This is a genomic window from Myxococcus sp. AM009, assembly GCF_013372605.1.
GTDB classification, from domain to species: domain Bacteria; phylum Myxococcota; class Myxococcia; order Myxococcales; family Myxococcaceae; genus Myxococcus; species Myxococcus vastator.
In genome coordinates this window covers 21,016-33,336 of the sequence record NZ_JABXEP010000029.1, presented here as the reverse complement: position 1 = coordinate 33,336, position 12,321 = coordinate 21,016, and the positions used below count along the sequence as shown (strand labels likewise).

The following is a 12,321-nucleotide window of genomic DNA, read 5'->3' as shown; positions in this document are numbered from 1 at the left end:
CGGGGTGCTGCCGGTCCCGCCCGCGCCGCCGCAACTCGGGCTGTTCTGAGACGCGGAACGAGAAAGCTGTCCCGCCCGCTGGTCGGGCTCGGGAGCATTGTGACCGCATGGCCGCCTGCTGTATCGTACCGTCGGCTGGTAAATGCTGCCAACCGATACCGAATGTCCCACCCAATGTCGGATGAGATCCTCACACTGCCCGAGGTCGCACAGTTGCTGAAGGTCGCGGAGAAAACCGTCTACTCGATGGCCCAACGAGGCCAGCTGCCGGCGTTCAAGGTCGGCGGTCAGTGGCGGTTCAAGCGCGTCGACCTCGACGCATGGATCGAGGAGCAGAAGGCTGCGGGACGTGACGACAAGCAGCGGGGGGACGTGTGACCCCCAAGGTGTTCCGGGCCATGAAGCGCGATGCGACGGGGAACGCTCCGCTTGTGGAGGCGAGCGCGCGAGGGCTCGGTGTTCGACCGAGTGACCTCGCCCCCTGTGAGCTTGGCCTCGCACATCCGAACAAGGGCGGCATGTCGGTGGCCCCGACGCTGGCTGACCTGCCCCCGCATCGCGTTCCTGAACGTCTTGGTCACCTGAGAGAGGGCGCGTCGGGCGCCGACGGGGATCGCGTTTGGGTCGTCGGCACGGCTGCGTTTGTCGACGGCGCGTTCGCCCAAGGTCTGTCGCTTCGAGTGACATCGGCTACGCACGCGCACGTCGAGCCTGATGATCAGCGCCCTTTCGCGCAGTACGAGGCGCACCTTGCGGCGACAGCGACGCTCTGGACGGTGGGAGAACCATGAAGCTAGAGGCGCTGGTCCTTCAACTGCACGACCAGCTCGCGCGCGGCGCGAGTGAGGACGAACTCGAAGCAACACGCTCGAGCCTCGACGATGCGTGGGCCCAGATGGCCGAGAAGGAGCGCCGCCTCTACGCCGGGCTCCTCCATGACTTGAAGTCTCTGCGCGGTCGCGACGTCGCACTCCAAGCACTGGTCGCCGCCGATGAGCACGAGCAACTCGCGGCGTCACGTGGGCTCGTGCAGGACGGCGCATGGGAAGCCGCCCTGCTGGCTCTTCGTGGCGTCGTTCCGGCGCACGCCAAGAGGGACATCGCCGCGCTGCGGGCCCAAGCCTGGAAGGAGTTGGGCTTTGCGACGGTCGCCGCGCGCTTCGATAGGTTCGCGAGGTTGCGGTCCCCAATGTTCACTCCGTTCCACGCCAAGTTCTGGGCAAACAGTCTGCGCCTCGCGCGTCACGAGGGCGTCGACGCGCTCTCTCGCTCGATCGGCAACGCGCGCGTGGACCTCAACCCTCACCAAGTCGACGCCGCGCTCTTCGCACTGCGCTCGCCCTACTCGAAGGGCGTGCTCCTCGCCGATGAGGTCGGCCTCGGCAAGACCATCGAGGCGTCGCTCATCCTCGCGCAGAAGTGGGCCGAGCGCAGACGCCGCATTTTGCTTATCGTCCCGGCGACGCTGCGCAAGCAGTGGCAGGTCGAGCTCGAGGACAAGTTCTTCCTGCCGTCAAAGATCCTCGATGCCCGCGCGGCGAACGCGCTCGCCAAGAAGGGCATCGAGAATCCGTTCTCCATTGACGACAAGATCGTCATCGCCTCGTACCAGTTTGTCTTCGCCAAGCGTGAGCTGGTCAAGCAGGTGGCGTGGGACCTCGTGGTTGTCGATGAGGCGCACCGCCTTCGCAGCATCTACAAGGGCACCAAGACCGCCGAGGGCATCGTCGATGCGATTCGACCGGCGCGGAAGCTGCTGCTCACCGCGACGCCGCTCCAGAACTCTCTCTGGGAACTCTACGGGCTCGTCAGCATCCTCGACCCCGACCTGTTCGGAAGTCCCGAGGCCTTCCAAGCGCAGTTCCTCTCGAACGACGACGTAGAGGAGCGCGATGCCTCGCTGCGCGAGCGGCTCCAGCACGTCTGCAAGCGCACCCTCCGGCGGCAGGTGCTCGAGTATATCCCCTTCACCAACCGCTTCACGCACACCGCAGACTTCGTTCCCTCGAAGGCCGAGGAGCAGCTCTACGAAGAAGTCTCTGCGTACCTGCAGCGCGAGGTGTTGGTCGCGCTGCCGAACGCGCGCCGCAAGCTCATCACGCTCATCATGCGCAAGCTGCTTGCGTCGTCGTCGGCCGCCATCGGCGCAACCCTCGCGAAGTTCGCGGCGCGCCTGTCCGAGCAGCAGAAGCTCCCGATCCCCGTAGAGGAGTCGCTGGCTCAGGACTTCGAGTCGATGGCCGAGATTGACGAGGAGTGGAGCGGTGATGATGGCGACACCGCAGCCGAGCCGACGACGCCAGACTCGAGCTCGGAGGCGACGATCGAGCTGGCCGATCTCCAGCGCTTCGTGCAGCTCGCGCAGTCGGTCGAGTGTGATTCCAAGGCGACGAAGCTCGTCGAAGTTCTGCCAACGGCCTTCAAGCTCGCCCAGGAGAAGGGAGCCGCACGCAAGGCAGTCCTCTTCACGGAGTCGGTGAAGACGCAGGAGTACCTGTTCAAGCTCCTCTCCGAGAGCGGGTACGCCGGCCAGATCGTGCTGATGAACGGCACGAACAACGACGAGACGTCCAGGCGCATCTACGCCGAGTGGAAAGCTCGCAACGAGCACCGCTGGGACAACGTCTCTTCGGGTTCAAAGAGCGCCGACATGAAGGCAGCCATCGTCGACGAGTTCCGCGAGCGTGGCATGCTGCTCCTGGCCACCGAGTCGGCGGCCGAGGGCGTGAACCTCCAGTTCTGCTCCATCGTCATCAACTACGACCTGCCGTGGAATCCGCAGCGCATCGAGCAGCGCATCGGCCGCTGCCACCGCTACGGCCAAAAGACCGACGTCCTCGTCGTGAACTTCCTCAACCGGAAGAACGAAGCCGACAAGCGCGTGTTCGAGCTGCTCGACCAGAAGTTCAACCTGTTCAAGGGCGTCTTCGGTGCGAGCGACGACGTGCTCGGCGCGGTCGAGAGCGGCGTCGATCTCGAGATGCGTATCGCCGCCATCTACCAAGACTGCCGCACGCCCGAGCAAATCAAGACCGCCTTTGATGCGCTGCAGGTCGAGTTCGACGAGAAGATCAAGGCAGGCATCAGCTCGGCGCGGCGCGCGTTCCTCGAGAACTTCGACGCCGAGGTCCACGACCGGCTGCGCGTTCACAAGGGCGCGGCCAAGCAGTCACTCGGCGAGCAGCAGCGCATGCTGCTCGATCTCGCCAGGTTCGGTCTCGACGGTCGCGCGACTTTTGACGAAGACGAACCCCGATTCTGGGTAAGGCCTGTGGGGGCTGCGGAACCCCAGAGGTATCACCTTGAATGGCAACGAGCGGAGGCGTTGGGCGACGCGTTCTTCCGCGTCGAACACCCGCTCGCTGAAGAACTGATCGAGAAGGCCTCCAAGGCGGCAACAAAAGTTGCCGAGGTGGCATTCGAGTACGAGGCGCACGCAAGCGCCCTCGAACGCTACCGGGGCACGTCGGGCTGGCTCGAGGTCTCGAAGCTCACCGCAGAAGCCGTTGGGCGCATCGAGGAGTTCCTCCTGGTCGCCGCGTGTGATGCCGACGGCAAGCACGTCGAGCCGGACGTGGCGACCAAGCTGTTCTCCCTCTCAGGACGAGCGTCGGATGCCGCTGCGGGAGCTGTGCCCGCTGTGTTGAACGAGATCCGCGACAAGCTGCGCAGCTTCCGCTTGCAGGACCTCCAGGAGCGAAACGAAGAGTTCTTCCACGAGGAGGAAGACAAGCTCGACCGCTGGGCCGAAGACGTGAAGTTTGGGCTTGAGCGCGAGCTGCGCGACATCGACACGCAGATCAAAGCGGCCAAGAAGACCTCGAAGTCGGTGGTCGCTCTCGCAGAGAAGCTCGAAGCCCAGAAGGTGCTCAAGGCGCTGGAGGCGAAGCGGAACATGAAGCGCCGGCAACTCTTCGATGCTCAAGACGAAGTAGTGAAGCGGCGTGACGCGCTCATCGAGGACATTGAGAAGCAGCTTCAAACCAAGACCAGTGTCGAATCGGTCTTCACGCTGCGCTGGACACTGGTCGACGGAGCGAGCGCATGACGATGCCGGGGACGAAGCGATGACGAACCGATTGAAACGACTGGAACTGACCTGGATCGGCAAGGAGGACCGGCCCCGCCTGGAGCCGCGCATCCTCCTTGAGGAACAAGAGCTGTCCTACGCGAAGCGCATCTCGAACGAGGACATCTTCGATAACCGGTTGATCTACGGCGACAACCTGCTCGCCCTGAAGGCGCTGGAGCAGGAGTTCACCGGGAAATTTCGCTGCGTCTACATCGATCCTCCGTTCAACACGGGGCAGGCCTTTGAGGAGTACAATGACGGCATCGAGCATTCGATCTGGCTGACGCTCCTTCGCGACCGCCTGCAGATCCTTCACTCGCTGCTTGCAGACGATGGAACGCTATACGTCCATATCGACGACAATGAACTCGGCTATTTGATCGTCTTGCTCGACGAAATATGGGGGCGGGCGAACCGCGCGTCGATCATCACGTTCAAGCAAGGTGCTCCTACAGGGCACAAGGCGATCAATCCGGGGTGCGTCACGACCACGAATTTCGTCCTGATCTATGCAAAGGACAAATCAAAGTGGTCGCCGAACCGGCTGTTCGTCGCCCGCGACCGAGACAAGCGCTACTCGCAGTTCGTTCTCAACCGGAATGAGCCGTATGACAAGTGGGAGATCGTTCCGCTTATCGAAGGGTATGCGGCTGCGGAGGGAATCGACGTCCGTGAGGCGCGCGCGCAGACGAAGGCCGAGCCCGAGCTACTCGATGCCTTTGTCATGAAGAACGTCCAGTCCGTATGTCGCCTTGCAAGACCCGACTACAAGGCCGTCAGCGAGGCCGCGCGCAATATGATCGATCGCTCAAAGGCAAAGCCTGAGCGCATTTTCCACTTGACTCGCGAGGACCACTCGGACTTCTTCTTCATTCGTGGGGAGCGGATTCTCTTCTACGAGAACAAGATCAAGGTGATCGATGGGCAGGAGATGTCCGGTGAACCCCTCACCACTCTCTGGGACGACCTGTTGTCGAACAACCTGCACAAAGAGGGCGGCGTCGCCTTCCCGAAGAACAAGAAGCCCGAAGCGCTATTGAAGCGTGCTTTGGAACTCTCCACGAAGCCGGGAGACTGGGTCTTGGATTCGTTCGCAGGCTCGGGGACGACCGGCGCAGTCGCGCAAAAGATGGGGCGACGCTGGGTGATGATCGAACTCGGAGAGCATTGCCACAGCCTCATCCTTCCGCGTATCCGCTCTGTGATCGACGGCACCGACGCGAGTGGCGTCACCTCCGACGTCGGCTGGAAGGGTGGTGGCGGTTTCCGCTTTTTCAAGCTCGCCCCCTCACTCCTCGAGAAGGACAAGTGGGGAAATTGGATCGTCAGCAAGCAGTACAAACCCGAGATGCTTGCCGAGGCGATGTGCAAGCTCGAAGGCTTCCGCTACGCGCCTGACCGCGAGGTGTTCTGGAACCACGGCCACTCGACCGAGCGCGACTTCATCTACGTCACCACGCAGAACCTCAGCCCCGACCAGCTCCGCTTCATCAGCGAGCAGGTTGGCCCGGAGCGCACGCTCCTCATCTGCTGTGGTGCCTTCCGGGGCAAGCCCGACTTCCCGAACCTCACGGTGAAGAAGATCCCGCAGGCGGTACTCTCGCGCTGCGAGTGGGGCAAGGTCGACTACAGCCTCAATGTGACTGAGCAGGCCCCGGTCGTCGCCGTCGAGGAAGCGAAGGCCGACGCGTCGACCGCCGACGGTACAAAGACCAAGACCGGCGGGCGGCGCAAGAAGGCGACGCCGGTGCAAGCACTCCCGCTGTTCGCCGGGATCGACAACGGGAGCAAGTAATGGCCAGCCGTCACGTCAACAGCATCACCGGACGCCTCTCTCTTCGCTCCCCGCAGAAGAAGTCTCTCGAGATCCTCGACCGCGTCATGGAGATCGCGCAGCCGCACAAGAGCCGCGACCTCAATGCGGCGCTCGACGTCATCCGCTCGGAGTACCCGACGGTGGAGGACTTTGAGCACGCGTTCCCGAGCCTGTGCTTCGCGCTCGCCACCGGCGTCGGCAAGACGCGGCTCATGGGTGCGTTCATCACGTACCTGCACCTTGAGCACGACATCCGGCACTTCTTCGTGCTGGCCCCGAACCTCACCATCTACAACAAGCTCGTCGCCGACTTCACGCCCAACACGCCGAAGTACGTATTCCAGGGCATCGCCGAGTTCGCCATCAATGCCCCGCGATTGGTCACCGCCGGCAACTACGAGCACGCCTCCAGTGCAACGACGCAGGGGCAGTTGTTCCGAGGCGTCGAGGTCAACGTCTTCAATATCTCGAAGTTCAACGAGAAGGCGAAGGCCACTGACGAGGAAGGAAAGAAGACGCTCAAGGTGCGGCGCCTCTCCGAGTTCCTCGGCCAGTCGTACTTCGACTACCTTGCCGGGCTCGACGACCTCGTACTCATCATGGATGAGGCGCACCGCTACCGAGCCGACACCAGCGCGAAGTCGATTGAAGAGTTGAAGCCGGTGCTCGGCTTCGAATTCACCGCGACGCCGCAGATTGAATCCGGCGGCAAGGCCACGCGCTTCAAGAACGTCATCTTCGACTACCCGCTCTCGAAGGCGATGCAGGACGGCTACGTGAAGGCTCCCGCCGTCGCGACGCGCAAGGAGCTCGTCACGAAGGAGATGAGCAAGAGCGCGCTGGAGCGGCTCAAACTTGAGGATGGCGTGCGTGTTCACGAGTCGACGAAGGTCGACCTCGAGGTGTATGCGCAGCAGAACAGCGAGCGGAAGGTCAAGCCGTTCATGCTCGTTATCGCGGAGGACACCGGCCACGCGAGCGAGCTCGTGAAGCTCATCGAGGATCCGCAGTTCTTCGAGGGGCGCTACAAGGGCCGAGTCATCCAGGTCCACTCCGGCCAGAAGGGCGCGGAGAAGGACGAGAACATTGAGCGGCTGCTCTCGGTCGAGAGGTCCGATTCTCCGACGGAGATCGTCGTCCACGTCAACATGCTCAAAGAGGGATGGGATGTCACCAACCTCTACACCATCGTGCCGCTGCGCACGGCGGACTCGCGCACGCTGGTGGAGCAGTCGATCGGCCGTGGCCTGCGTCTTCCGTTTGGCAAGCGCACTGGCGTCGCTGCCGTTGATCGCTTGACCATCATCGCGCACGACCGCTTCCAGGACATCGTCGATGAGGCGAAGAGGGGTGGCTACTCGTTCAGCACGGTGAACATCGGCACCGACGTCGACGAGAAGCCGAAGCAGACCGTCGTGGTCGCGCCGTCGTTCGAGACCGCGCTTGGCATCACCCCGCCGGAGCCCGAGGGAGCACCGTCACCGACGGCACCGAGTCCCGGCATGAAGCCGGCAGCGCCCGCGCCTGTGGCGCCGCCCAAGTTCACCAAGCCCGAGGAGGTCGCGGCAGCGAAGGCAACGCTCGACGCCATCGCCAAGATCGTCCGCGATCCGAAGCTCGTTCCTGGTCCGGCGGCGCTCCAAAGCCCCGAGGTTCAGAAAAAGATTGCTCAGGTCGTGAAGGAGTCCTCGAAGGGCCAGCTCGCACTGCTAGGGGCGGTCGGAGTCCTCAGCGAGAAAAGACTCAACGAGGTCGTGCAACAGGCGACGGCCATCTACGTCGAACACATCATCGCTATCCCGCGCGTCATCGTGCTGCCGAAGGGAGTGGTGAAGGCGGGCTTCAGTGACTTCTCGTTGAACCTTTCGTCGTTCCGGCTGCAGCCGGTCTCGAAGGAGATCCTCGTTCGGCACCTCGAGAGCGGCGACGAACACGTCATCGGTGCGCTCACGGGAGGTGCTGCTGAGGAGCGGCTCGAGGACTACGTGGTACGTACCCTGATCGACTTCGACGACATCAGCTACGACGACCAGGCGGACCTGCTCTACAAGCTCGCCGGAGAGTTGGTCACGCACCTGCGCTCGTACCTGAAGGACGACGACGAGGTCCGCAACGTTCTCATCTTCCATGCGAAGCAGATCGGCGAGCTTGTTCACGCGCAGATGCAGCCGCACGTGTGGGAGGAGGCTTCGTCCTACGAGGCCGTGGTGAACCAGGGCTTCTCCGACGTGCGTTCGCAGGCTTTTGCAGCGCCCGCGGGCGAAGTCGTTCGCCAGTTTGATGTGCCGATCGACAACAAGATCGACATCCGCAAGATGCTCTTCAGTGGGTTCAAGAAGTGCCTGTACCCGACGCAGAAGTTCGACTCGGACACAGAGCGCCGCTTCACGGTCGTTATCGAGAAGGACAAGACTGTCATCAAGTGGTTCAAGCCCGGCAAGCGCGTCTTCCAGATCTGCTACTCGAACGATGCCGACTATGAGCCCGACTTCGTCGTCGAGACCGAGACCGAGAAGCTGATCTGCGAGCCGAAGGGCGCGGACCGAATGACTGACCCGGTGGTCCTTGCCAAGGCACGCGCAGCGGCCACGTGGTGCAAGCACGCTACCGCTCACGAGACGGCCAACAAGGGCAAGCCGTGGCGCTACCTCCTCATCCCGCACGACGTCATCGCCGACAACATGACCCTCGACGGACTGGCGAAGACCTACACGTTCGCAGCGCCCGAGGAGGGGAAGTAGGCATATGCGCCCGAGCAAGCTTTCCCTCGTTGAGATGTTCGAGAAGCAGCGGCGCTACGTCGTGCCGCTCTTCCAGCGCCCTTACGTCTGGGTGCAGGACGAGCAGTGGGAGCCTCTCTGGCAAGACATCACGGGTCGCGCAGACTCCATCCTTGAGCGCGAGGCGCGAGGAACTCGCAGCGACCGCATTGAGAACCACTTCCTCGGTGCCGTGGTTCTCAACCAGATCAGGGTCTACGGCAAGGAGGTCGACGCCGTCGAGGTGATCGACGGGCAGCAACGCCTGACGACACTACAGCTCCTGCTCGCCGCCTTCCGCGACGTGGTCAAGGGCACGGAGGAGAGGCGTCTCGTCGACGACCTCACTCGGCTCACCGAGAACAGCGGTGTGCTCGCGTCGGAGATCGAGCGCTTCAAGGTCTGGCCGACGAATGCCGATCGGCGTGACTTCGAGGCAGCTCTGGTTGCGGGTTCCGTTGCTGACCTCGAAGCCAAGTACCCGCTCCAGCGCCGCAAGTACGCCCGCAAGTTTGACCCGCGCCCGCGCCTCGTGGAGACCTACTTGTTCTTCTCCCGGCGCGTCAGCGAGTTCTGCTCGGTCGCGCCGGAGGGGGCACCGGAGAACGCTGAGACGCCTGCGCTGCCGACGTTCTCGGCGGACCGCGCCTACGCGCTCTTCGAGGCGCTCAAGCGCCACATCCAGCTCGTCGTGATCGAGCTCGAAGACGACGACGATCCCCAGGTCATCTTCGAGACCCTCAACGCGCGCGGCGTTCCGCTGTTGCCGTCGGACCTCATTCGCAACTTCGTCTTCCTGAAGGCCACCCAACAGGGCGAGAGCGCCGAGGACCTCTACAATGCTCACTGGAAGGAGTACGACGAGCGCCCCGCAGAGGCGGGCGCCGGCAAGAACGAGCACTTCTGGAAGTTGGAGGAGCGCCAAGGCCGCGTGAAGCGCCCGCGCCTCGACCTGTTCATGCACCACTACGTCCAGTACCGGTCGGCGCAGGACCTCTCGATCGGCCACCTGTTCCAGGCCTTCCGGTCGTGGTGGGGGGCGAAGGCGAAGCGGAGCGTCTCCGCCGAGCTGAAGGAGCTGCGACGGCACAGCGACGTCTTTGCAAACGTGCTCGTTCCCGACGGCAACGGGCGCACCGCGCTCTTCGCCAAACGCCTCCAGGCGCTCGACACGAGCACCGTCTACCCGGTGCTCCTCTTGCTCCTCGTCGGAGGGAAGGACCGCGTGGTCGCGGGCGATCTCGACGGCATCGTGACCGACCTTGAGTCGTACCTGGTTCGTCGCATGGTCTGCGACCTCGGCACGAAGAACTACAACCGCTTCTTCCTCTCGATGCTCCAGAAGCTCCGCGGCTCGACGGGCCCGATCTCGCGCGCGACGGTCCAGCAGATGATGCTCGCGCCAGACGGCTCGGCGGGCGAGTGGCCCGACGACAAGAAGTTCGCCAAGGCGTGGCTGGAGAAGCCGCTCTACGAGACGCTCAAGCCGATGCGCTGCTCGATGCTCCTTGAGGCCCTCGACCGCGCCATGCTGACGTCGAAGCAGGAGGCGGTGACCATCAACGGTAAGCTCACGGTGGAGCATGTGCTCCCGCAGCAGTGGGCGCCGCCCGCGTGGCCTGAGCTGCCCGCCGAGGCCGGCAACGACGACGAGACCGCCATCGAGCGCCGTGGGCGCTTGCTGCACGCGATTGGGAACCTGACGCTGCTCACGCAGGAGCTGAACTCGTCCGTGAGCAACGGCCCGTTCGCGACCAAGCGCCCCGAGATTGCCAAGCAGAGCGTCCTTCGCCTGAACACCTACTTCCAGGACGTGACGACCTGGGACGAGGCCGAGATCGTGAAGCGCGGCGAGATGCTGCTCGAAGTAGCGAAGCGCATCTGGCCCCGGCCAACCGCTGCGTGACCGCGTCACGGAGACGGGCGCGTAGGCGTCGCCAGCGGGCGTTTGACTACCGGATATTCGGGGCCGGCGAGAAGCGTGCGTCGGCGAACGCGTCATTGCATGCACAGTTCTACGGATGGGTCCGAAGAATGCTGGGCTTGACGGGGCGAAAGTGGGTGAGTGTGCGCGGCTTTCTCTGTGGCGCCAGGCCTCGCGTGACAGGGCGTGGCAGAATTCTGGCCCGCCAGCTGCGGTCGGCAAGAATGGCAAGATGCGGGTCTTCGTGAAGGCGCTGGTCGAGACGATGCGCTCAGCCCTGCGGAGCCGTTCGGAGCTGGCGCTGGAGAACCTGGCCCTTCGACAGCAACTCGCTGTCTTCCGTGAGAGGCGCCCATCCCCGAGGCTTGCCCGGGGCGACCGCATCTTCTGGGTCGTTCTCCAACGCCTTTGGCAGGATTGGCGGAGGCCATTGTGCCTGGTTCAGCCGGCGACAGTGGTGAAGTGGCATCGGATGGGCTTTCGGCTCTTCTGGCGCTGGACGTCCCGGCGTCGGGTGGGGCGGCCTCGGGCAGCTCCGGAACTGCGCGCGTTGATTCGGCGCATGGCCGAAGCCAACCCGACCTGGGGTGCCCCGCGGATTCACGGGGAGTTACTGAAGCTGGGGATGGAGGTAGGCCAGACAACGGTCGCTCGGTACATGCCCAGACCGAGAAGGGGAGCGCCGAAACCGTCACCAACATGGCGGAACTTCTTGCGCTTGCATCTGGCGGAGTCCGCGGGGATGGACTTCTTTGTCATTCCGACTGCGACGTTTGGAGTGCTGTTGGGATTTGTGGTTGTGAGTCACCGAGACAGGCAAATCCTCCACCTCAATGTGACAGCTCACCCGACGGAAGAATGGACGAAGCAGCAGTTGCGAGAGGCCTTTCCCTGGACCAGTGCTCCGAGATACTTGCACAGAGATAGGGACAAGCTCTACTCCGAGGGCGTTCGCGCCACGCTTACCCATTTTGGGATTCGCGAGGTGCCGAGTGCAGCACGGTGTCCGTGGCAGAACCCCTATGCGGAGAGAGTCATCGGCTCGATACGTAGGGAGCTGCTGGACCATGTCGTCGTCCTGAACGAAGCCCACGCTCGGCGCCTGCTGCGCGAGTACCAGCGCTACTACAATGCGAGCCGGACGCACCTGTCGCTCGGGAAAGATGCGCCCGAGACGCGTGAGGTGCAGGGCCCGGATCACGGAGCCAAGGTGATAGAGCTACGGGAAGTCTTCGGGCTCCACCACCGGTACGAGCGCCGCGCTGCGTAGCGTCTGGGTCCTTCTACCAACACCCTCGCAGATCCGCGCATGCTGCATCAGCCCACCTGCGTTCGCAGGACGGCAGGGGAGTGTCCACACGCGGGCAGAGAGGTGTTGAGGCGTCTGAGCCGGGCGTAATCCCGACCTCCATGAAATGGAAGAGAGGACCGAGCGGCTCGTCATGCGCATCGCTCACGTCATGACGCGCGTTTTGACGCAGCTTTGACGCACTCATGACGCAGCGACCGAATTTTGGGTAGGCACAGGAGAGAGACGCCTTCCCAGAAACTTCAGAGCGGAAAGAGCGGGTCTCCAGGGGAATGTTGTTAACCGCCTCCCCAAAAATTAACAGCACCTGTTAACCACTCTCGACCTCTCTCTCCCCAAAACAGGTGAAAGAGCGGTCCAGAGAGCCCAATCAGCGGCGGAGGAGAGGGGGCATCTCGCTCTGCGGGGTAGAGAGCCGAGAGCGCCCTCTTCAGCACCGCG

Annotated in this window: 7 protein-coding genes and 1 pseudogene; all 8 read left to right on the top strand. The window is 63.4% G+C overall.

The genetic code is table 11. The features are described 5' to 3' along the window. Nucleotides 1-162: 162 nt before the first annotated feature. The 8 genes and pseudogenes from HV824_RS10110 (at nucleotide 163) to HV824_RS10080 (ending at nucleotide 11,841) form a co-directional block, all read left to right on the top strand. Complete coding sequence (locus HV824_RS10110) at nucleotides 163-378, top strand: helix-turn-helix domain-containing protein (protein ID WP_217917274.1); 216 nt, start codon at nucleotides 163-165, stop codon at nucleotides 376-378. Between the two features lie 20 nt (nucleotides 379-398). Next, nucleotides 399-791, top strand: coding sequence for a hypothetical protein (locus tag HV824_RS10105; RefSeq protein WP_176423169.1), 393 nt, complete (start codon nucleotides 399-401; stop codon nucleotides 789-791). Then, a complete protein-coding gene (locus tag HV824_RS10100) occupies nucleotides 788-4,048 on the top strand; it encodes an SNF2-related protein (RefSeq protein WP_217917273.1) in 3,261 nt (1,086 codons plus the stop codon). The genes HV824_RS10105 and HV824_RS10100 overlap by 4 nt, the downstream gene beginning before the upstream one ends. 19 nt (nucleotides 4,049-4,067) lie before the next feature. Further along, the gene (locus HV824_RS10095; RefSeq protein WP_176423168.1) at nucleotides 4,068-5,867 is read left to right on the top strand and encodes a site-specific DNA-methyltransferase; all 1,800 of its coding nucleotides are present in this window, start codon (nucleotides 4,068-4,070) and stop codon (nucleotides 5,865-5,867) included. After that, on the top strand, nucleotides 5,867-8,629 hold the full coding sequence (locus HV824_RS10090; RefSeq protein ID WP_176423167.1) for a DEAD/DEAH box helicase: 2,763 nt from the start codon (nucleotides 5,867-5,869) through the stop codon (nucleotides 8,627-8,629). The genes HV824_RS10095 and HV824_RS10090 overlap by 1 nt, the downstream gene beginning before the upstream one ends. A gap of 4 nt (nucleotides 8,630-8,633) precedes the next feature. After that, on the top strand, nucleotides 8,634-10,553 hold the full coding sequence (locus HV824_RS10085) for a DUF262 domain-containing protein (RefSeq protein WP_176423166.1): 1,920 nt from the start codon (nucleotides 8,634-8,636) through the stop codon (nucleotides 10,551-10,553). Nucleotides 10,554-10,668: 115 nt separating this feature from the next. Next, nucleotides 10,669-11,220, top strand: a pseudogene (locus HV824_RS38190) (hypothetical protein); the annotation flags it as partial. A 93-nt stretch (nucleotides 11,221-11,313) separates the two neighbouring features. Further along, the gene (locus HV824_RS10080) at nucleotides 11,314-11,841 is read left to right on the top strand and encodes an integrase core domain-containing protein (protein WP_176423165.1); all 528 of its coding nucleotides are present in this window, start codon (nucleotides 11,314-11,316) and stop codon (nucleotides 11,839-11,841) included. Nucleotides 11,842-12,321 lie beyond the last annotated feature (480 nt).

Coding starts and splice junctions, on each gene's coding strand:
- HV824_RS10090 (WP_176423167.1), top strand. CDS start 5,867: ATGGCCAGCCGTCACGTCAACAGCATCACCGGACGCCTCTCTCTTCGC.
- HV824_RS10100 (WP_217917273.1), top strand. CDS start 788: ATGAAGCTAGAGGCGCTGGTCCTTCAACTGCACGACCAGCTCGCGCGC.
- HV824_RS10080 (WP_176423165.1), top strand. CDS start 11,314: ATGGACTTCTTTGTCATTCCGACTGCGACGTTTGGAGTGCTGTTGGGA.
- HV824_RS10105 (WP_176423169.1), top strand. CDS start 399: ATGAAGCGCGATGCGACGGGGAACGCTCCGCTTGTGGAGGCGAGCGCG.
- HV824_RS10085 (WP_176423166.1), top strand. CDS start 8,634: ATGCGCCCGAGCAAGCTTTCCCTCGTTGAGATGTTCGAGAAGCAGCGG.
- HV824_RS10095 (WP_176423168.1), top strand. CDS start 4,068: ATGACGAACCGATTGAAACGACTGGAACTGACCTGGATCGGCAAGGAG.
- HV824_RS10110 (WP_217917274.1), top strand. CDS start 163: ATGTCCCACCCAATGTCGGATGAGATCCTCACACTGCCCGAGGTCGCA.